20 protein-coding genes are annotated in these 20,797 nt (G+C 60.1%); 15 read left to right on the top strand and 5 right to left on the bottom strand.

What is annotated here, in order from left to right; all coding sequences use genetic code 11:
- Positions 1-108: 108 nt before the first annotated feature.
- Together JFT87_RS14290 and JFT87_RS14285 are read right to left on the bottom strand one after the other, a co-directional pair.
- Positions 109-843 (bottom strand): alpha/beta fold hydrolase, encoded by a 735-nt coding sequence (locus tag JFT87_RS14290; protein ID WP_201202196.1) that lies wholly within the window; start codon positions 841-843, stop codon positions 109-111.
- Between the two features lie 78 nt (positions 844-921).
- Positions 922-2,094 carry an MFS transporter gene (locus JFT87_RS14285; protein WP_201202193.1) on the bottom strand — a complete coding sequence of 391 codons (1,173 nt, stop codon included), beginning with the start codon at positions 2,092-2,094 and terminating at the stop codon, positions 922-924.
- Between the two features lie 266 nt (positions 2,095-2,360).
- On the opposite strand from JFT87_RS14285, the gene JFT87_RS14280 reads away from it, so the two are divergent.
- The 4 genes from JFT87_RS14280 (at position 2,361) to JFT87_RS14265 (ending at position 6,844) form a co-directional block, all read left to right on the top strand.
- Entirely contained in the window at positions 2,361-3,161 is an 801-nt protein-coding gene (locus tag JFT87_RS14280; protein ID WP_201202192.1) for a glucose 1-dehydrogenase, read from the top strand.
- Positions 3,154-4,980: a glycoside hydrolase family 15 protein gene (locus JFT87_RS14275; RefSeq protein ID WP_201202191.1), complete on the top strand. Its 1,827-nt coding sequence runs from the start codon at positions 3,154-3,156 to the stop codon at positions 4,978-4,980. The genes JFT87_RS14280 and JFT87_RS14275 overlap by 8 nt, the downstream gene beginning before the upstream one ends.
- Before the next feature lie 360 nt (positions 4,981-5,340).
- Complete coding sequence (locus JFT87_RS14270) at positions 5,341-5,730, top strand: hypothetical protein (protein WP_201202180.1); 390 nt, start codon at positions 5,341-5,343, stop codon at positions 5,728-5,730.
- Between the two features lie 211 nt (positions 5,731-5,941).
- Positions 5,942-6,844 carry an alpha/beta fold hydrolase gene (locus JFT87_RS14265; protein WP_322269177.1) on the top strand — a complete coding sequence of 301 codons (903 nt, stop codon included), beginning with the start codon at positions 5,942-5,944 and terminating at the stop codon, positions 6,842-6,844.
- On the opposite strand, the gene JFT87_RS14260 is transcribed toward JFT87_RS14265, so the two are convergent.
- Positions 6,813-7,796 (bottom strand): GlxA family transcriptional regulator, encoded by a 984-nt coding sequence (locus JFT87_RS14260; protein ID WP_201202176.1) that lies wholly within the window; start codon positions 7,794-7,796, stop codon positions 6,813-6,815. The two genes, JFT87_RS14265 and JFT87_RS14260, sit on opposite strands and share 32 nt — an antisense overlap.
- 91 nt (positions 7,797-7,887) lie before the next feature.
- Here JFT87_RS14260 and inhA point away from each other — a divergent pair, with 91 nt between their 5' ends.
- From inhA to JFT87_RS14245, 3 genes are all read left to right on the top strand, one after another.
- Entirely contained in the window at positions 7,888-8,574 is a 687-nt protein-coding gene (gene inhA, locus JFT87_RS14255) for an isonitrile hydratase (RefSeq protein ID WP_201202174.1), read from the top strand.
- Between the two features lie 215 nt (positions 8,575-8,789).
- A complete protein-coding gene (locus JFT87_RS14250; protein WP_201202173.1) occupies positions 8,790-9,581 on the top strand; it encodes a CPBP family intramembrane glutamic endopeptidase in 792 nt (263 codons plus the stop codon).
- A gap of 104 nt (positions 9,582-9,685) precedes the next feature.
- Positions 9,686-11,251, top strand: coding sequence for a methyl-accepting chemotaxis protein (locus tag JFT87_RS14245; RefSeq protein ID WP_201202172.1), 1,566 nt, complete (start codon positions 9,686-9,688; stop codon positions 11,249-11,251).
- A gap of 239 nt (positions 11,252-11,490) precedes the next feature.
- On the opposite strand, the gene JFT87_RS14240 is transcribed toward JFT87_RS14245, so the two are convergent.
- Together JFT87_RS14240 and JFT87_RS14235 are read right to left on the bottom strand one after the other, a co-directional pair.
- The gene (locus JFT87_RS14240; RefSeq protein ID WP_201202170.1) at positions 11,491-11,856 is read right to left on the bottom strand and encodes a DUF6124 family protein; all 366 of its coding nucleotides are present in this window, start codon (positions 11,854-11,856) and stop codon (positions 11,491-11,493) included.
- 1,033 nt (positions 11,857-12,889) lie between these two features.
- Positions 12,890-13,564 carry an alpha/beta family hydrolase gene (locus tag JFT87_RS14235; RefSeq protein WP_201202168.1) on the bottom strand — a complete coding sequence of 225 codons (675 nt, stop codon included), beginning with the start codon at positions 13,562-13,564 and terminating at the stop codon, positions 12,890-12,892.
- A gap of 111 nt (positions 13,565-13,675) precedes the next feature.
- Between JFT87_RS14235 and ccoN (JFT87_RS14230) the strand changes: the two genes are divergently transcribed.
- The 8 genes from ccoN (JFT87_RS14230) (at position 13,676) to ccoP (JFT87_RS14195) (ending at position 20,577) form a co-directional block, all read left to right on the top strand.
- Positions 13,676-15,100: a cytochrome-c oxidase, cbb3-type subunit I gene (gene ccoN, locus JFT87_RS14230; protein ID WP_201202166.1), complete on the top strand. Its 1,425-nt coding sequence runs from the start codon at positions 13,676-13,678 to the stop codon at positions 15,098-15,100.
- Between the two features lie 10 nt (positions 15,101-15,110).
- Positions 15,111-15,719: a cytochrome-c oxidase, cbb3-type subunit II gene (ccoO, locus tag JFT87_RS14225; RefSeq protein WP_201202163.1), complete on the top strand. Its 609-nt coding sequence runs from the start codon at positions 15,111-15,113 to the stop codon at positions 15,717-15,719.
- Between the two features lie 3 nt (positions 15,720-15,722).
- Positions 15,723-15,926 carry a cbb3-type cytochrome oxidase subunit 3 gene (locus JFT87_RS14220; protein ID WP_201192892.1) on the top strand — a complete coding sequence of 68 codons (204 nt, stop codon included), beginning with the start codon at positions 15,723-15,725 and terminating at the stop codon, positions 15,924-15,926.
- Positions 15,923-16,876, top strand: a complete 954-nt coding sequence (gene ccoP, locus JFT87_RS14215; RefSeq protein ID WP_201202161.1) for a cytochrome-c oxidase, cbb3-type subunit III — start codon at positions 15,923-15,925, stop codon at positions 16,874-16,876. The genes JFT87_RS14220 and ccoP (JFT87_RS14215) overlap by 4 nt, the downstream gene beginning before the upstream one ends.
- A 485-nt stretch (positions 16,877-17,361) precedes the next feature.
- Complete coding sequence (gene ccoN / locus JFT87_RS14210; RefSeq protein ID WP_201192899.1) at positions 17,362-18,804, top strand: cytochrome-c oxidase, cbb3-type subunit I; 1,443 nt, start codon at positions 17,362-17,364, stop codon at positions 18,802-18,804.
- On the top strand, positions 18,804-19,412 hold the full coding sequence (ccoO, locus tag JFT87_RS14205; RefSeq protein ID WP_054593209.1) for a cytochrome-c oxidase, cbb3-type subunit II: 609 nt from the start codon (positions 18,804-18,806) through the stop codon (positions 19,410-19,412). Before ccoN (JFT87_RS14210) ends, ccoO (JFT87_RS14205) begins: the two co-directional genes overlap by 1 nt.
- 5 nt (positions 19,413-19,417) lie before the next feature.
- Positions 19,418-19,603 carry a CcoQ/FixQ family Cbb3-type cytochrome c oxidase assembly chaperone gene (locus tag JFT87_RS14200; protein ID WP_003175465.1) on the top strand — a complete coding sequence of 62 codons (186 nt, stop codon included), beginning with the start codon at positions 19,418-19,420 and terminating at the stop codon, positions 19,601-19,603.
- The gene (gene ccoP / locus JFT87_RS14195; RefSeq protein WP_201202157.1) at positions 19,600-20,577 is read left to right on the top strand and encodes a cytochrome-c oxidase, cbb3-type subunit III; all 978 of its coding nucleotides are present in this window, start codon (positions 19,600-19,602) and stop codon (positions 20,575-20,577) included. The genes JFT87_RS14200 and ccoP (JFT87_RS14195) overlap by 4 nt, the downstream gene beginning before the upstream one ends.
- Positions 20,578-20,797 lie beyond the last annotated feature (220 nt).

Below are 20,797 nucleotides of genomic sequence, written 5' to 3'. Positions count from 1 at the left end.
AAAATTAGCGAATGAGAACAACTATCAGGAGCGAGGCAGGCGGAGATTTTCAGACAGGCAGGAAACGCTGTGGGAGCGCGCTTGCTCCCACATGAAATGAGCTGATGTTCAGGCAGTGGCGGGCATTGAGTGCCGGCGGTGATGAACGTCGAGCTGATCCTTGATCACCCGCAGCACCTTGGGCTCATGCTCATGGATGAAGAAGTGCCCGCCGGCCAGCATGTCCACCGAGAAGCTGCCGTGGGTTTCCTTGCTCCAGCCGATCAATTGTTCGGTGGTGGCCTTGTCGGCCTTGCCGCCGAGCACGTGCACCGGGCATTTGAGCAGTGGGCGCTGGATCGGCTGAAAACGCCCGCACAGCAGGAAGTCGGCGCGCAGGATCGGCAGGGTCAGGCTCATCAACTCTTCATTGGCCAGCACTTCTTCGCTGGTGCCATTCAGGGTGCGCAACTGGTCGATCAGTTCGGCGTCAGTCTTGGGTTCGGCAAAACCGCGATCATAGTCGGCGCGCATGGTTGGCGCTGCGGTGCCCGAGGCAAACAGCGCCACCGGTTCCGGGCAACCGAGTGCACGAAACGCGTGGGCCAACTCGCACGCCATCAGGGCGCCCAGGCTGTGGCCAAAAATGGCATAAGGCGCACGCAGGGTCGTTTGCAGTTCGCTGGCCAACTGACGGGCCAGCGCCCGCATATCGGTTTGCAGCGCTTCGCCAAACCGTGCGCCGCGACCCGGCAGTTCTACCGGTTGCAGCGTCAGCCACTGCGGCAGTTTGCGCCGCCAGCGGCTGTAAACCATGGCACTGGCGCCCGAATAAGGAAGGCACAGCAATGTCAGCTGAGTCACCCGGCTTACCTCGAAAAGTTGTCTGTATAAAAGAACGAAGGCGGCCCTGCAGAAATTAGCCCGCGCACGTCTATCCAGTCATTTCAAATGGCGGAAGCTCTGGATCGCCGACCCCAACACCACCGCCCCCGCCGCAATCGCCACCCAAAACCCGCTGCGCGCCCCGAACGCATCCACCAGCCACCCGGAACTCGCTGCGCCCATTGCAACGCCAATGCTCAACCCGGTGACCAGCCACGTCAGGCCTTCGGTCAGTTTGGCTGGCGGAACGATGCGTTCCACCAACGCCATCGCCACAATCAGCGTCGGCGCAAAGAACAGCCCGGCGACAAACACCGCCAGTGCCAGCCCGAATATGTTCGTCGCCAGCAGTAACGGCAATGTCGTCACCGCTGTCGCCACACCGCCATAAAGGAACAATCGCGGCAGCGGCACTTTCGAGCGCAATGCGCCGAACGCCAACCCGGCCAGGCACGAACCGATGGCGTACACCGACAGCACGATACTCGCTGCCGCCGGTTGGCCCTGCTGCTGGGCGAACGCCACGCTGACCACGTCCACTACGCCGACAATGGTGCCCATGGCGGTCATCAACAGCATCAGCAGGCGGATTTCACCGGAACGAATGATTGAGCCCTGATGGTGAACTTCATGGGGATGCACCGCCGGCTCGGTGCCGCGCTGCAACACAAACGCCGCGACCCCGATCGCAAGCATCAGTAACGCCGCCAAGGGACCTGCCTCGGGGAACGCCACCACGCATAAGCCCACCGACAGCGGCGGCCCGACAATAAAGCAGACCTCGTCCAGCACCGATTCCAACGCATAGGCGGTTTGCAGTTGCGGCTGACCGCGATAGAGCTCGGTCCAGCGCGCCCGGACCATCGCCGACATGCTCGGCATGCACCCGGCCAGGGCAGCGAACACGAACAGCGTCCAGTGTGGCGCCTGCAACCGTGTGCAGAGCAACAACAGCAACAGCGAACCGCCACCCACCAGCGCCGACACCGGCAGGATCCGGCCCTGGCCGTAGCGGTCGACCAGCCGCGAAACCTGCGGCGCACAGAATGCCGTGGCGAGGGCAAAAGTTGCCGCGACGGCGCCGGCCAAGCCGTAGCCACCCTGTAACTGCGAGAGCATGGTGATCAGGCCGATGCCGGTCATGGAAATCGGCATGCGCGCGATCATCCCGGCCAGCACAAAGGCCCGGGCGCCAGGGGCGTTGAACAGTTCGCGGTAGGGGTTTGCCATCGATTTCGGCCTCAATCAGGGCCTGCAAGTTGCCATAAAGGCTGGTTGAGGGGAAAGCGGGTAATTGTTGGTTGAATGTTAAGGCCCCTTCGCGAGCAAGCCCGCTCCCACATTGGATTTTTGGTGTAAACGCGATCGTGTGGGCGCGACCAAACCTGTGGGAGCGGGCTTGCTCGCGAAGGGGCCTGCACTGACGCCCGAAAATGAACTCTCTACCCAACAATCCAGTCAGCTAGTTAGGCCCTCCCTTCAAGGCGCTAACGCTCATGCAGATTTCTCTCGATCAACAAGTAGCCCTGGTCACCGGCGCCAGTTCCGGCATTGGTGCCGGCGCCGCCAAAGCGCTGGCCGCTGCCGGTGCTGCCGTCGTCATTAACTACAACTCCCAGGCCGCTCCCGCCGAAGAACTCGCCAAGCAGATCAACGACAGCGGCGGTCGCGCCATTGCCATCGGTGCCGACGTCTCGAAGGAGGAGGACGTCGAACGGCTGTTCGCCCAGACCCTCGACGCCTTCGGTTTCCTCGATATTCTGGTGGCGAATTCCGGCATGCAAAAAGATGCAAATGCCGTGGACATGACCCTCGCCGACTGGAACCAGGTGATCGGCGTCAACCTCACCGGCCAGTTCCTCTGCGCCCGCGCCGCCCTGCGGATTTTCAACAAACAGGGCATTCGCCAAGGCGTGTCCCGAGCCGCCGGCAAGATCATCCACATGAGTTCGGTACACCAGCGCATTCCATGGGCCGGCCACGTCAATTACGCAGCGTCCAAGGGCGGCGTCGACATGCTGATGCAGACCCTGGCCCAGGAAGTCAGCCAGCAGAAAATCCGCATCAACGGCATCGCGCCAGGGGCCATTCGCACGGCGATAAACCGCGCCGCCACCGAGGGCGACGCCGCGCAAGAACTGCTCAAGCTCATCCCTTACGGTCGTATCGGTGATGTCGAGGACATCGCCAACGCCGTGGTTTTTCTCGCCTCCGATCTGTCCGATTACATCGTCGGCACCACCCTGTTCATCGACGGCGGCATGAGCCTCTATCCGGAGTTCCGTGGCAATGGCTGATCATCATCCCGAACGACAAAGCGCCATCGACGCCCACGGCATCATTGGCGACATGCGCAGCGCGGCACTGGTCAACGACAAGGGCAGCGTGGATTTTTTCTGCTGGCCGGAGTTCGACAGCCCGTCGATCTTCTGCTCGCTTTTGGACACTCCCGAGGCCGGGATTTTCCAACTGGCCCCGGACCTGCCTGACGCACGCCGCGAGCAAATCTACCTGCCGGACACCAATGTCCTGCAAAGCCGTTGGCTGAGCGAACGCGCCGTGGTCGAAATCACCGACTTGCTGCCGATTGGCGACAGCGAAGATGACCTGCCGATGCTGATGCGCCAGGTGCGGGTGGTCAGCGGCACGGCGACGATACGCATGCGTTGCGCGGTGCGGCATGACTACGCCCGGGCAAAAACCCGTGCTCGCCTCGATGAACAGGACGCGGTGTTTGAAGCCACAGACCAACCGTCCCTACGCCTGTCTTCGGATCAAGCCCTGAGCCTCGACGGTAATTGCGCCGTCGCCGAGTTCACCCTTAAGCAGGGACAAAGCGCGAAGTTTCTGTTGGGCGCGGTCGACGATCCACGCTTCAAGGAAGGTGCCGCCGAACTGTGCCTGGAACGTACCTTGAAGTTCTGGCGCGACTGGATCGGTCAGTCCAACTATCGCGGTCGCTGGCGGGAAATGGTCAACCGCTCGGCCCTGGCCATGAAGTTGCTGACCTCGCGCAAACACGGCGCAATCCTCGCCGCCGCGACCTTCGGTCTGCCGGAAACCCCCGGCGGCGAACGCAACTGGGATTACCGCTACACCTGGATCCGCGACGCCTCGTTCACCGTCTACGCCTTTATGCGCCTGGGCTTCGTCGACGAGGCCAACGCCTACATGAACTGGTTGCGCGGGCGCGTCAGTGATTGCCACGGCAACTCGATGAAAATCAACATCCTCTACGCCATCGACGGTCGCCAGAAACTGCCGGAAACCGAACTCACGCACTTGGCCGGCCACGGCGGCGCGAAACCGGTGCGCATCGGCAACCAGGCTTACGATCAGATCCAGCTCGACATCTTCGGCGAGCTGATGGACGCGGTGTATCTGGTCAACAAGTATGGCGAAGCGATTTCCCATGAAGGCTGGAAGCACACCGTGGAAGTGGTCGATCAAGTCTGCGAAACCTGGGAGAGCGAAGACGTCGGCATTTGGGAAATGCGTGGCGAGCAGCATCACTTCCTGCATTCGCGACTGATGTGCTGGGTCGCCGTGGACCGGGCCATTCGCCTGGCGTCCAAACGTTCCCTGCCCGCCCCGTTTGCGCGCTGGGACCAGACTCGCCAAGCGATCTACACCGACATCTGGGCAAAGTTCTGGAACGAAGAACGCGGGCATTTCGTGCAGCATATCGGCGGCACCGCGCTTGATGGCTCGATGTTGCTGATGCCGCTGGTGCGCTTCGTCAGCGCCAAGGACCCGCGCTGGCTCTCGACCCTGGAAGCGATCCAGAAAACCCTGGTGCGCGATGGCATGGTCTACCGCTACCACAACGAAGACAGCCACATCGACGGCTTGGTCGGCACCGAAGGCGCCTTCGCTGCTTGCTCGTTCTGGTACGTCGAATGCCTGGCCCGAGCCGGCCAGGTGGAAAAGGCTCATCTGGAGTTTGAGCAACTGCTGAGGTACGCCAACCCGCTGGGCCTGTATGCCGAAGAGTTCGACAGCCATGCGCGGCACCTGGGCAATACGCCGCAAGCGTTGACGCACCTGGCGCTGATCAGTGCGGCGAGTTTTCTGGATCGCAAGTTGAGTGGGGAGAAGAATTACTGGCAGCCTTAATCTTCGCCGCAGGCTGTAGGAAATACCCCACAAAACGATGATTTTGTAGGATCCCTGTGGCGAGAAGATTTATCCCCGACGGGCTGCGAAGCAGCCCCCAACCCTGCGCCCCCATTCCTGCAGAAATACCGTATTTGCTGACTTTGCGACTGCTGCGCAGCCGGTCGGGGATAAATCCCCTCACCACAATTGCGCAGCCCAGCCCCTACATTTTCTAAACACCCCCGACCCAATCCCTCCTTGGTAACTCGCACTTACACCCGGAAATACCTTGTTGCCAGCTGTTACATCCCCCCCTAACATCCACGGTCAACGGGTACAGCGGAGCTGTCCAACAAAACCCGAATTCAAGGAAACAGAATGACCCAGCGCATCCACCGCACCATCGACACCCCACTGCGCTCCGGCCTGAACCGGGATGAACTGTGGGAAGCCCACGACAAGGGCCTGATCAAATGCTGGGAAATCGGCCGCCAACGCGCCAGCCGATTCCCCGACATTGCCCAACAGTGCCTCGCTGGCGAACTGCCGGTGCTGGGCTGGAAAGGTGGCGTGAGCCGCAGCCTGAAGAAACTCGAAAAGTACGGATCGCTCAAGTACCTGGCGCAATGGCAGGGGTTACGTGGGGAAGATCTGGATATTGATCTGAGTGAAGAGCGGGCATTGACGTGTTCGCGGACCAGAATGGTGGTGACGTTTACGCCGGATCGGGCGAAGTATTTTAATCAGGTGGCGGAAGTCGAGGCCTGAGGCTGACACACTCCCGTTGGACTGCGCAGCAGTCGTAAACCTGCAAAATGTGTTTTCCTGGGAGGAATGCGGTGATTGATTTGGGCCTGCTGCGCAGTCCAACGGGGGCAAGCCCCCTCGCCACAGAGCTCCCTCGCCACAGGTTCAGTGCACCGCTCAAGTCGGGCTTCATCAGCTAATGTTCTCGGATGCCAGCGCTCAGGAGTTCCTCGTGACCAAGTCGCCAGTCGTTCAGTACGTTGAAACTCCAAGCCTGAAAATCGCCTACGAAGAACACGGTCCGACCACTGGCGATCCGATAATCCTGCTCCACGGTTTCCCTTATTCCCCCCGTGCCTATGACGACATCGCCCCAGCCCTCGCGGCTCAAGGCTACCGCGTCATCGTCCCGTACCTGCGCGGCTACGGCCCGACTCGCTTCAATAGCCCCGACACTCTGCGCTCCGGTCAACAAGCCGCCCTCGCCCAGGATTTGCTGGACCTGATGGACGCCCTGGCCATCCTGCAAGCCGCGCTCTGTGGCTACGACTGGGGCGGTCGGGCGGCGTGCATTGTCGCGGCGTTGTGGCCGGAGCGGGTTCGCTGCTTGGTCACCGGTGATGGCTACAACTTGCAAAACATTCCCCACTCCACCCAACCGCTGGACCCTGAGACTGAACATCGCCTCTGGTATCAGTACTACTTCCACACCCCGCGCGGGGTTGAAGGCCTGACCCAAAATCGCCGGGCCTTCTGCGAATTGCTCTGGCGCCTGTGGTCGCCGACCTGGGTCAGGAACGCCGAGCGTTATCCCTTGAGTGCGCCGGCCTTCGACAATCCGGATTTCGTCGAGGTGGTGATTCACTCGTATCGGCATCGGTTCATGTATTCGCCCGGCGATCCTGCGCTGGAGTGGATGGAAGAGGCGCTGGCCAAGCAACCGCCGATCAGCGTGCCGACAATTTCCCTGTGCGGCGCCGACGATGGCGTCGGACCGGCGCCGGAGATGGACGAAGACATCGAGCACTTCACCGGCCTTTACGAGCGCCGCGTACTGGCCGGTGTCGGGCATAACATTCCTGAGGAAGCGCCCGAAGCGACGATCAAGGCGTTACTGGATCTACTGAAGGGCTGACGCTGAAACGCTCGCGGTAGGACTGCGGCGTCACGCCCATGGCCCGCAGGAAACTGCGGCGCAGGGTTTCTTCGCTGCCAAACCCGCATTGCACCGCGACCCGTTTGATCGGCACGCCAGTATCGCTGAGCAGCCGTCGCGCGGTTTCAACCCGAATCAGTTCAATGGCCCGGGCCGGGGTCTGGCCGGTGTCGGCGCGGTAGTGACGGATAAAGCTGCGTTCGCTCATGCCGGCCTGCAGGGCCAGGGTCGGGACACCGAGGTCTTTGGTGAGATTTTCGCTGATCCAGGCATGAAGTTCGTCGAAGCGGTTGCCTTCCTGTTGCAGGGACAGGGTCACGCTGAACTGCGACTGACCGCCCGGACGCTTGAGAAATACCACCAGTTGCCGGGCGACATCCAGGGCCACCGCGCGACCGAGGTCTTCTTCGACCATGGCCAGTGCCAGATCGATGCCGGCGGTGACCCCGGCCGAGGTCCAGACCGGGCCGTCGTTGATGAAAATCGGGTTGGGTTCGACGTGCAGGCGTGGATACATCTGCGCCAACTGTTCGCAGCGGGTCCAGTGGGTAACCACTCGTCGACCATCGAGCCAACCACTGGCGGCCAGCAGAAACGCGCCCGTACACACCGAAGAAACCCGACGACACCGCGTCGCCTGCTCGCGCACCCACGCCACCAAGGGCTCCTCCTGTGCCGCCGAATAAACGCCCCAGCCACCCGCGATGATCAAGGTGTCGCTGCCACCCGCCGGCAACGGCTCGGCCAATATCGCCAGCCCCGCCGACGACATTACCGCCCCGCCACCGCTGGCAATCACAGACGGTGCATAGGGCGCAGGCAAACCCTGTTGACGGGCACTGTCGTTGGCCGAAGCGAACACTTGCAAGGGTCCGGTGACGTCGAGCAGTTGCACGTTGGCAAACGCGAGTACGTGAATGGTCTTCGGCATGATTGGCGTAATTCGTGGGGTAATTGGCGGATACGCCAAATCCTACGAGCCTACAGTGAAGCCGTCCACCCCAACCAGGAGAAAAAACGCCATGACGTTGCAGATCGGTTTTCTGTTGTTTCCGCAGGTTCAACAACTGGACCTGACCGGCCCTTATGACGTACTGGCTTCGCTGCCGGACGTGCAGGTGCACCTGGTCTGGAAGGATCTGATGCCGGTCACCGCCAGCACTGGCCTGCTGCTGAAACCGACCACCACTTTCGAGGACTGCCCCGATCTGGATGTGATCTGTGTGCCTGGCGGTGGTGGCGTCGGGCCGTTGATGGAGGATGAACAGACGCTGGATTTCATCAAACGTCAGGCTGCGCAAGCGCGTTACGTGACCTCGGTGTGCACCGGGTCGCTGGTGCTCGGTGCGGCGGGCCTGTTGCAAGGCAAGCGAGCGACCACACATTGGGCGTATCACGATCTGTTGCCGACGCTGGGCGCGATTGCGGTAAAGGATCGTGTGGTGCGTGACGGCAATCTGTTTACCGGTGGCGGGATTACGGCGGGGATCGATTTTGCTTTGGTGTTGGCGGCTGAGTTGGTGGATGCCGACGCGGCGCAATTGATCCAGTTGCAATTGGAATATGCGCCGGCGCCACCGTTTGACTCGGGCAGCCCGGACACTGCGCCGAGCGCGATTGTCGATGAAGCGCGCTTGCGTGCTGCGCCGTCGCTGAAACTGCGCACAGAAATAACCGAACGCGCCGCCGCGAAACTCAACCTGCGCTAAACACCCACAGCTTTGTAGGAGCAAGGCTTGCCCGCGAAGAGGACGCCACTTTCACTGAATTTGTTGTCCGTTGAAATGCCTTCGCGAGCAAGCTTTGCTCCTACAAGCGTTGTGCCGTTACATTTTCTCGTCCCGGTTTACCGCCGCAGCTTCACTTGTCCCCACGCCTTCACCTGTGTAGAAAGCCCTTCCACAATTTTGCACAGGGATTTTCAATGAAGGCGTTGCCATGGCTGCACCTGGCACTCCTCTCCCTCGGCTACGCACTGGCCCTGGTCTACGGCCAACTTAGCTGGCTGGCGGCGATTTCCGTCGGGTTGTTGCTGATCGCCGGTTTCGCCGTGCGCCAGCAAACGGTGCCCGTCGGCCGTTACCTCGGTCACGGCCTGTTCATCTTTCTGGCATTGGCGCTGGCCATGCATTGGCTCCCGGGCTTCTACAACGGTCGCGGCATCAACCCACATCGCCTCACCGACGATGCCGTGCTGTTTTCCATGTACCTGAATCAGGACAAACCCCTGATTGGTTTCTGGCTGTTGCTGGTCTGCCCGTGGATTGTCGGCCGGCGTTCGCTGCGACTGTCGATTTACGCCACCGCTATGGCCCTGATCCTGAGTGTCGTGCTCGCCCTCGGCGGTGCCTTGTTGCTGGGCATGATCAGTTGGGCGCCGAAATGGCCGGACCAGGCCTGGCTGTGGGTGGCGAACAACCTGCTGTTGGTAACGCTGGTTGAGGAAGCGCTGTTTCGCGGCTACATCCAGGGTGGCCTGAGCCGGCACTTCAAACACCTGCCCTACGGCGAAAACCTCGCACTGCTGCTCGCCTCGCTGGTGTTCGGCCTGGCCCATCTGGGCGCGGGCTGGCAATGGGTGTTGCTGGCGAGCCTGGCGGGTGTCGGCTATGGTCTGGCCTACCGATTTGGCGGGTTGGGTGCGGCCATCGCCACCCATTTCGGCTTGAACCTGCTGCATTTCGGCTTGTTCACCTACCCGATGCTCGCCGGATGACGCAACGGTCGTTTTGCGACGCACCGCTGATTATTGAAAATAAAATTTCAATAAATTCCTGACGATGCCGACACCCTGTCAAAGCCTCACGGATTGACATAGCCATGCGTAACAACCAACCCATTACACAACGCGAACGGACCTTCCCGGCTCAGCAACGGTTGATTTCCACGACCGACGCCAAAGGCGTGATCACCTACTGCAACGACGCTTTCATCGAAATCAGTGGGTTTTCCCGTGAAGAGCTGATCCGTGCGCCGCATAACCTGGTTCGTCACCCAGACGTCCCGGCAGCGGTATTCGCGCACATGTGGGGTACTTTGAAACAAGGCTTGCCATGGATGGGCATTGTCAAGAATCGCTGCAAGACCGGTGACCACTATTGGGTTAACGCCTACGTCACACCGGTTTTCGAAGGCAATCAGGTGGTCGGTTACGAGTCGGTGCGGATCAAACCCACCGCCGAACAGATCCGCCGTGCCGAAGCGCTTTACCAACGCATCAACCAGGGCAAGTCGGCGATTCCTTCGACAGACAAGTGGCTGCCGGTCCTTCAGGACTGGGTGCCGTTCATTCTGGTCAGCCAACTGAGCTTCATGATCGGCGCGTCGCTGAACTCCCACTGGGGTTTTGCCTTGGCCGCCGGCCTGTCGGTGCCACTGGGCTTGATGGGCTTGAGCTGGCAGCAACGCGGTCTCAAGCGTCTGCTGGTCCTGGCCGGGCAAACCACCTCCGACCCACTGATCGCGCAGATGTACACCGACAGCCGTGGCGCCCAGGCGCGACTGGAAATGTCGATCCTCAGCCAGGAAGCGCGCCTGAAAACCTGCCTGACCCGCCTGCAGGACACTGCCGAACACCTGACTGAGCAAGCGAAGCAGTCCGATACCCTGGCCCACAAGAGCTCCAGCGGCCTGGAACGTCAGCGCGTCGAAACCGAGCAAGTGGCCACCGCGGTCAATCAGATGGCCGCCACCACCCAGGAAGTCGCCAGCCACGTGCAACGCACGGCTGACGCTACCCAGGAAGCCAATCGCCTGACCGGTCGCGGTCGTGACATCGCCGGGGAAACCCGCGAAGCCATTCAGCGTCTGTCGGTGGTGGTCGGTGAAACCGGCCTGACCGTCACCCAACTGGCCAAGGACAGCGACGAAATCGGTGGTGTGGTCGATGTGATCAAAGGCATCGCCGACCAGACCAATCTGCTGGCGTTGAACGCCGCCATCGAAGCGGCTCGCGCCGGTGAAATGGGCCGTGGTTTCGCGGTTGTGGCGGACGAAGTGCGCCAACTGGCACAACGCACCAGCGAGTCCACCGGGCAGATCCATGCACTGATCGCCAAGCTGCAACAGACCGCCAACACTGCCGTGCAGACCATGGACGCCGGCCATCGCCAAGCTGAAGAAGGTGTGGCGCGAGTACTGGAAGCGGACCAGGCACTGATCGGCATCAGCGAAGCGGTGGCGCACATCACCGACATGACCACGCAGATTGCTGCGGCAACCGAAGAGCAAAGCTCGGTGGCCGAAGAAATCAGCCGCAACATCAGCAACATCTCGCAACTGGCGGACCAGACCTCGGAACAGGCACAACACTCGGCGTTGCTGAGTGAAGAACTGACCAAGACGGCCAATACCCAGTATTCGTTGGTGGAGCGGTTTAACCGCTGATTGATGCTGGAAAGACAAAACCCGGACAGCGAAAGCTTCCGGGTTTTTTATTGTGTCAGTGAACACTTCCCCCTCACCCCAGCCCTCTCCCCAAGGGGGCGAGGGAAAAGGGAGCCGATCTCTGTGCATTTCAGAATTTGAGTTCGACTCGGTATCTCAAGTCGGCGTACCTCGCACATGCACCTCGGTCAGTCCCCTCTACTTCTGGGAGAGGGTTAGGGCGAGGGCTGGCGCCGTAACTACTGAGGCAACTTCCGCTTATCCAGCAGACGATTGACCAATAGTTCGTTGAGCATGATCACCTGTTGCAGCGCCAGCAGCGGTTTGCGCTCCGGGCCACCGATTGAATTGGCGATGTTGCCGGCCATGGCATGGGCGAACGACAGTGACTCGCAGGCTTCGACGAGTAGGGTTTCGTCATCCAGCGTGGGGTCGACGAGATAGACGGGGCGAAATTTTGGCGAGCTTGGTGGAGCCGCCAGAGCTGCGGGGTTGAGGTAGTAGTTGAGCGCGCGGTCGGCCGCTTCTTTCATTTTCTTGGGGTCAAGAGCGGCGTCGTAGGGTACTGGATCAGTATCTGGGGGGTTGGGCGTTACTTTGAACATAGATGAAACTCCAACTTGCAATATTGAGGAGCCATCACCCTCGCTACCAAACGAAGGGTGGCGGCCATACGTGGGTTGGTAGACCGGACGAAGTTGGAAAACCCGGCGCCCCCGAAGGAGCCCCACGCATGACCACCATAAAACAGAGCCCCCAAAAGAGACTGCATAAGGTGTTGCCATGCAACTTCATAGCGGGCTACCAAACCCGATCACTGTTTTGCAGTGACCCGGAAACGATATAGCCCGCCCCTCAGCCGCACAAGCCGGCGGATTCTGGCGTACGCGTAGGTAACGGCGCAAGGCGTTGTAGGCCGTGTGGCGTAACGTGTTGTGTAACTTAAACGTGTTCGCTGGATTGCGTTTATGGGCAGAAAAGACGGGAAGTTGCTCTGTTTTTTTGATGTTGTTTGTCAGGCCGCCTTCGCGAGCAGGCTCGCTCCCACAGTTGAACCGGGTTCATCAGTAAGAGACTGGTCGGCCGGTAGGCCGCCTTCGCGAGCAAGCTCTGCTCCTACGAAGAGCGAGATCAGAAGATCGCAGCCTGCGGCAACTCCTACATGAAACTCGCGGCGCAGCCGCACCACTCGCAGGATGAGCGTTAGCTCGGCTGCAGCTCTTGATCTTGATCCACGGGCGACGTCGGAAGGCTGAGTGGAGGGATTGATCCGGGGGTGGGAGCGCAGCGACCGTTTGGCGCAGCCAAACACATCGAGAGGAGGTGCAGCGCAGCAAACCGTAGGCGATGCCCCCGGATCGATCCCGCAGCGAAGGAACCCCGAGCCCCAGCGAGCGGGCCGCACGTAGGAGCAAGCGTTTTTTTGCTTACTTTTTTTAGGCGTTTGTAAAAAAGTGAGTCGCCGTCAGGGCGAAACCCTAAGTGGCCGTTGCCGCAGCAATGGATATGCACACAGATCGAAAAGTGTGTTGCATTCAAGATCCATCCCCCTCACCCCAGCCCTCTCCCCCAATGGGGGCGAGGGGAAAGGGAGCCGATCTTCATGAGTTTCAAAATTTCGGCTCTGCTCAATCAACACTACAGAAACGCGGTAACTTTCTGCGCGGCGCTAGCCAAATGCTGCTCATGATTAAACCCGGACGCCTTCAACGGCTTCAAATCGTGATCCCCCGCTACCAGCCAAAACACCTCAATGCTCGGTGAGAGCGAGTAAGCCTCCACCGCCTCACGATTACCCAACGCATCCCGCTCGCCCTGCACGATCAAGGTCCGGGTCTTGAGCCCGGCCAGATGCTCTACCCGAGGCTTCTCCGGTTTACCCACCGCGTAAAACGGATACCCCAGGCACACCAACGCATCCGCGCCCAATTCATCCGCCAGCAAACTGGCCATCCGCCCGCCCATGGACTTGCCGCCAACGGCCAGTTTCCCAGTGACATGGCGTCGCACCACCGCATACACCTCACGCCAGCATTCCAGCAGTTTCGGCGCCGGATTCGGTGGACGTTTGCCGCCGTCGATGCGCCGTTGCGCCATGTATGGAAACTCGAAGCGCAGCACGTTGAGCCCATGTGCCGCAAGGCGCGCAGCCATGTCGTTCATCCAGCCGCTGTCCATCGGTGCACCGGCGCCGTGAGCCAGGATCAACGTCGGCGATGATGGCGTCGAGGCGGCATCCCACAGCCAGCCATGTTCGGCCACGCACTGCGCCCATTGATCCCCGTCAATACTGGCCTTGTGCTCTTTGTCCATGCTTGCCTCGCTTTTAGTCTGCCTATAACTCCAGGCGAAGGAAGCGTCTGCCTTGCGCGGCTTACTCGCAAAGACGGGCCTTCACTTCGGCTGAACCGTGGATGGGGAACCATGAACACTTCTATCAGTACCGCCTACAACTACAAGGTGGTCCGCCAATTCGCCATTATGACGGTGGTGTGGGGCATCGTCGGCATGGGGCTCGGGGTTTTTCTCGCGGCCCAATTGGTCTGGCCCGAACTCAACTTCAATTTGCCGTGGACCAGCTTCGGCCGCCTGCGCCCGCTGCACACCAATGCTGTGATTTTCGCTTTTGGCGGCTGCGCTTTGTTCGCCAGTTCGTTCTATTCGGTGCAACGCACCTGCCAGACCCGACTGTTCGCACCGAAAATCGCCCAGTTCTGCTTCTGGGGCTGGCAACTGGTGATCGTGCTGGCGGCCATCAGCCTGCCGCTGGGTTACACCAGTTCCAAGGAATACGCCGAGCTGGAATGGCCGATCGATATCCTGATCACCATCGTCTGGGTCGCCTACGCCATCGTATTCTTCGGCACACTGGCCAAGCGTACGACCAAGCACATCTACGTCGGTAACTGGTTCTTCGGTGCTTTTATCATCACCGTGGCGATTCTGCACATCGTCAACAACCTGGAAATTCCGGTCAGCTGGAACAAGTCCTACTCGGTCTACGGCGGTGCGACTGATGCCATGGTTCAGTGGTGGTACGGCCACAACGCGGTGGGTTTCTTCCTGACTGCCGGCTTCCTCGGGATGATGTATTACTTCGTGCCGAAACAGGCCGAACGCCCGGTGTATTCGTATCGTTTGTCGATCGTGCACTTCTGGGCATTGATCACCCTGTACATCTGGGCCGGTCCGCACCACTTGCACTACACCGCACTGCCGGACTGGGCACAGTCGCTGGGCATGGTGATGTCGCTGATCCTGCTGGCGCCAAGCTGGGGCGGGATGATCAACGGCATGATGACGCTCTCGGGCGCCTGGCATAAGTTGCGCAGCGACCCGATCCTGCGCTTCCTGGTGGTCTCGCTCGCGTTCTACGGCATGTCGACCTTCGAAGGGCCGATGATGGCCATCAAGACGGTGAACGCCCTCTCCCACTACACCGACTGGACCATCGGCCACGTACACGCCGGGGCACTCGGCTGGGTGGCGATGATTTCCATCGGCGCGCTGTATCACATGATCCCGAAAATCTTCGGTCGCCCACAGATGCACAGCATCGGCTTGATCAACGCGCACTTCTGGCTCGCGACCATCGGCACCGTGCTCTACATCGCTTCGATGTGGGTCAACGGCATCGCCCAGGGCCTCATGTGGCGCGCTGTCAACGAAGACGGCACGCTGACCTACTCCTTCGTCGAAACCCTGGTGGCCAGCCACCCGGGCTTCGTCGTGCGGTTGGTGGGCGGCGCGATCTTCTTCAGCGGCATGTTGCTGATGGCCTACAACACCTGGCGCACCGTTCGGGCCTCGCAGCCTGCCGAAGCCGCCGCTGCCGCGCAGATGGCCTGAGGAGTCCGCCATGAAACACGAAACAATCGAAAAAAACGTCGGCCTGCTGCTGTTGCTGATGATCTTTGCCGTGAGCATCGGCGGTCTGACTCAGATCGTCCCGCTGTTCTTTCAGGACGTGACCAATAAGCCGGTGGAAGGCATGAAGCCCTACACCGCGCTGCAACTGGAAGGTCGTGACATCTACATCCGCGAAGGCTGCGTCGGTTGCCACTCGCAGATGATCCGGCCGTTTCGCGCCGAGACCGAACGTTACGGGCACTACTCGGTGGCCGGTGAAAGCGTCTGGGATCACCCGTTCCTGTGGGGCTCCAAGCGCACCGGGCCGGATCTGGCGCGGGTCGGCGGTCGCTACTCCGAAGACTGGCATCGCGCGCATTTGTACAACCCGCGCAACGTGGTGCCGGAATCGAAAATGCCTGGCTACCCGTGGCTAGTGTCCAACCAGCTCGACAGCAGCCACACCGAAACCAAGATCAAGGCCATGCGCACCCTCGGCGTGCCGTACACCGACGATGACATCACTGGTGCAGTCGCCTCGCTCAAGGGCAAGACCGAAATGGACGCCCTGGTCGCCTACCTGCAAGTGCTCGGCACTGCCATCAAGAGCAAGAGGTGAGCCATGGTCTTTGAAATGAGCAGTGGAATGATCCGCGGCCTGGGCACGGTCGTGGTGTTTGTGGCCTTCGTCGGCCTGGCGTTGTGGGTGTTCAACGGCAAGCGCAGCCCGGAATTCGCCGAAGCACGTTTGCTGCCGTTCGCCGATGAGCCGTTACCCGACGACGCCAACACCCAAGAACCTGAAACAAGGAGTACCCGGCCATGACCACCTTCTGGAGTACGTGGATCTGCGTACTGACCATCGGCAGCCTGATCGGCCTGACCTGGCTGCTGGTCGGCACGCGTCGGGGCGAGACCAAGGGCAGCGTCGACCAGACCATGGGCCACAGCTTCGACGGCATCGAGGAGTACGACAACCCGCTGCCGCAGTGGTGGTTCATGCTGTTCGCCGGCACGCTGGTGTTTTCCGTGGGCTATCTGATCCTTTATCCGGGCCTGGGCAACTGGAAAGGCATCCTGCCCGGCTACGAGGACGGCTGGACCGGCGTTCACGAATGGGAAAAGGAAATGGACAAGGCTAACGCCAAGTTCGGACCGATCTTCGCCAAATTCGCCGCCATGCCAGTGGAAGAAGTCGCCAAGGACCCGCAAGCGTTGAAAATGGGCGGTCGCCTGTTTGCGTCCAATTGCTCGGTGTGCCACGGCTCCGACGCCAAGGGCGCCTTCGGCTTCCCGAACCTGGCCGACAGCGATTGGCGTTGGGGCGGTGAAGCCGACACCATCAAGACCACCATCATGGGCGGTCGCATGGCCGCGATGCCGGCCTGGGGTGAAATCCTCGGTGAGGCTGGGGTGAAAAACGTCGCCGCGTATGTGCGTCACGAATTGGCCGGCCTGCCGTTGCCTGCCGACAGCAGCGCCGACGTAAACGCCGGCCAGCAAGTGTTCAGTACCACCTGCGTCGCCTGTCACGGGGCAAACGGCCAGGGCACTGAAGCCATGGGCGCGCCGAATCTGACGCACCCGGCCGGATTTATCTACGGCTCAAGCCTGGTGCAACTGCAACAAACCATTCGTCATGGCCGCCAGGGCCATATGCCGGCGCAGAGCGAACTGCTCGGCAACGATAAGGTGCAACTGTTGGCCGCCTACGTTTACAGCTTGTCCCACGGTGCCAGCACCGAGCGTTTGCAGGCCGAAGGCAAAAACGAGTAAATCTTGACCGCTCTGCTGCCGCATTCTCCCGGATGCGGCAGTTCCCTTCTTCATTTGCGACGCATTGTCGCACCCTCAATCAGTCTCCCTTTCGGTTCCCCGGATTCGGGTCTACGCTTGCTCGATGCGGACTGGCAAAGTACCGGTTCCAGGTCGACCCTAGCCGATGTGTTCGACGAATCTGCTCGATGACAGGCCGCAAAGGCTGGTAGATACCGGCTGTCGTGCCAATTGCCATCGGTCACCTTATCGTTGCGTTTCAACACACCCCGTTACAACTGACCTGAACCCCTCGCCTTTTTCTTCCGCTGCGACATTTTGTCCGGGGGCAATTTTGTCCTTACGCGGCGCATGGAAAGGCCGCAGAATCAGCGTCTGAAAGCATTGACCCAGGTCATGGCGCGTTGCAATGACCCCCTGCTTTCTACATACTTGCGGCCGATTTTTACTCCTAATAAAACATACTCAAACCGTGGAACCTTAGAATGAGCACAGCAATCAGTCCGACTGCTTATAACTATAAGGTAGTCCGCCAGTTCGCCATCATGACGGTGGTCTGGGGGATCCTTGGCATGGGGCTTGGTGTCTTCATCGCCTCACAGCTTGTATGGCCGGAATTGAATTTCGGCCTGCCGTGGACGACATTCGGACGCTTACGCCCGTTGCACACCAACCTGGTGATTTTCGCCTTCGGTGGTTGTGCACTGTTTGCCACTTCTTATTACGTCGTGCAGCGAACCTGCCAAACGCGACTGATTTCCGACAGCCTTGCAGCCTTCCACTTCTGGGGATGGCAAGCGGTGATCATCGGCGCCATCGTGACCTTGCCGCTGGGTTACACCACCACCAAGGAATACGCCGAACTGGAATGGCCCCTGGCTATCCTGCTGGCGATTGTCTGGATCGTTTACGCACTGGTGTTTTTCGGCACCATCGTCAAGCGCAAGACCAAGCACATCTATGTCGGTAACTGGTTCTACGGTGCTTTCATCGTCGTGACGGCGATGCTGCACATCGTCAACCACGCCTCCCTGCCGGTCAGTTTCTTCAAGTCCTACTCGGCCTACGCCGGTGCGACTGACGCCATGATCCAATGGTGGTACGGCCACAACGCGGTAGGTTTCTTCCTGACCACTGGCTTCCTGGGGATGATGTACTACTTCGTTCCGAAGCAGGCCGAGCGTCCGATCTACTCCTATCGTCTGTCCATCGTGCACTTCTGGGCGCTGATCACCCTGTACATCTGGGCCGGTCCGCACCACTTGCACTACACCGCACTGCCGGACTGGGCTCAGTCCCTGGGCATGGCGATGTCGATCATCCTGCTGGCACCAAGCTGGGGCGGCATGATCAACGGCATGATGACCCTGTCGGGCGCCTGGCATAAGCTGCGCACCGACCCGATCCTGCGTTTCCTGGTCGTGTCCCTGGCGTTCTACGGCATGTCGACCTTCGAAGGCCCGATGATGGCCATCAAGACCGTCAACTCGCTGTCGCACTACACCGACTGGACCATCGGCCACGTACACGCCGGCGCGCTTGGCTGGGTTGCGATGATCTCGATCGGCGCGATCTACCACATGATCCCGAAACTGTTCGGTCGCACGCAGATGCACAGCATCGGCCTGATCAACACCCACTTCTGGCTCGCGACGATCGGTACCGTTCTGTACATCGCTTCGATGTGGGTCAACGGCATCACCCAGGGTCTGATGTGGCGTGCAATCAACGACGACGGCACCCTCACCTACTCGTTCGTTGAAGCGCTGCAAGCCAGTCACCCTGGTTACATCGTTCGCGCCCTGGGCGGTGCGTTCTTTGCCAGCGGCATGCTGTTCATGGCCTACAACGTATTCCGTACCGTACGTGCCTCGAACCCGGCTGAAGCCGAAGCCGCCGCTCAGATTGCTGTAGTTGGAGCTCACTGATGAAGCATGAAGCAGTCGAGAAGAACATTGGCCTGCTGGCCTTCTTCATGGTTATCGCCGTCAGCATCGGCGGCCTGACCCAGATCGTTCCGTTGTTTTTCCAGGACGTCACTAACAAGCCGGTTGAAGGCATGAAGCCTCGCCCGGCGCTGGAACTTGAAGGGCGTGACATTTTCATCGCCAACGGCTGTGTCGGCTGCCACTCGCAGATGATCCGCCCGTTCCGTGCTGAAACCGAACGTTACGGCCACTACTCGGTAGCCGGTGAAAGCGTCTGGGACCACCCGTTCCTGTGGGGTTCCAAGCGTACCGGTCCGGACCTGGCCCGTGTCGGCGGTCGTTACTCCGATGACTGGCAGCGTGCGCATTTGTACAACCCGCGCAACGTCGTGCCTGAGTCGAAAATGCCGGCCTACCCGTTCCTCGTGGAAAACAAGCTCGACGGCAAAGACACCGCCAAGAAAATGGAAGTCTTGCGCACGCTCGGCGTCCCTTACACCGACGAAGACATCGCCGGCGCCAAGGATGCTGTGAAGGGCAAAACCGAAATGGACGCGCTGGTGGCCTATCTGCAAGGCCTGGGCACCATCATCAAAAGCAAACGGTGATTTAGATGGATATCGGGATGATTCGTGGCCTGGGCACCGTTGTTGTGATGGTGGCCTTTATCGGTCTGGCGTTGTGGGTGTTCAGTCCCAAGCGCAAGTCGGAGTTTGAAGACGCGACCTTGCTGCCTTTCGCGGATGATCCCGAAGCCATCAAGCACGTCGAGCAAGCTTCTAGGAGTAACAAAGAATGACTACATTCTGGAGTCTGTACGTCACGATCCTCAGTCTGGGCACTATCTTCGCCCTGACCTGGCTGCTGCTGTCGACCCGCAAGGGCCAGCGCAGCGAGCAGACGGAAGAAACGGTTGGCCACTCCTTCGACGGGATCGAGGAGTATGACAACCCACTGCCGAAATGGTGGTTCATGCTGTTCGTGGGCACCATCATTTTCGCCCTCGGCTACCTGGTGCTCTACCCGGGCCTGGGTAACTGGAAAGGCCTGCTGCCGGGTTACAACTACCTCGATAACGACAAGCAGACCGCGTTCGCCAACGGCCAGACCGGCTGGACCGGCGTTCACGAGTGGGAAAAGGAAATGGCCAAGTCGGACGCCAAGTTCGGCCCGATCTTCGCCAAGTTCGCTTCCATGCCCATCGAAGAAGTGGCCAAGGACCCGCAAGCCCTGAAGATGGGTGGCCGCTTGTTCGCCTCCAACTGCTCGGTCTGCCACGGTTCCGACGCCAAGGGTGCTTACGGCTTCCCTAACCTGACAGACGAAGACTGGCGCTGGGGCGGCGAGCCGGCCACCATCAAGACCACCATCATGGGCGGCCGTCATGCGGTGATGCCTGCGTGGGCTGAAGTGATCGGCGAGCAAGGCGTTGCGGATGTTGCCTCCTTTGTGCTGACCAACCTCGATGGCCGCAAGCTGCCGGAAGGCACCAAGGCCGATCCGGTTGCCGGCCAGAAACTGTTCGCGGCCAACTGCGTGGCATGCCACGGTCCGGAAGGCAAAGGTACGCCAGCGATGGGCGCACCTAACCTGACTCACCCGGCTGCGTTCATCTACGGTTCGAGCTTTGCTCAACTGCAGCAGACCATCCGTTACGGCCGTCAGGGCCAGATGCCTGCGCAAGAACAGCTGCAAGGCAACGACAAGGTTCACCTGCTGGCCGCTTACGTCTACAGCTTGTCTCACGGTGAGAAGGCAGCGGACGCCCAGTAAGGCAAACGCTTGAAGCAACAAAAAACGGCCCCGCCAATGAGAATTGGCGGGGCCGTTTTCATTTGCATGACCGTCACACATTGAGACCGATTTTTAATCGACCGAACACCTTGGGGCCTGTAGTTTTTTCTCACCTTGAAGACGCACTTACCAAAGTGAGTCTCTCAAGGAGACAGAAGCATTTCACAGGTGATCACCAAGGAAAAAATGACATGTCCTA

Origin of the sequence: Pseudomonas sp. TH15 (assembly GCF_016651105.1) — a bacterium.
In the GTDB taxonomy this organism is placed as follows: domain Bacteria; phylum Pseudomonadota; class Gammaproteobacteria; order Pseudomonadales; family Pseudomonadaceae; genus Aquipseudomonas.
The sequence above is the reverse complement of the archived record's forward strand: the minus strand, read 5'-3'. Positions and strand labels throughout refer to the sequence as shown.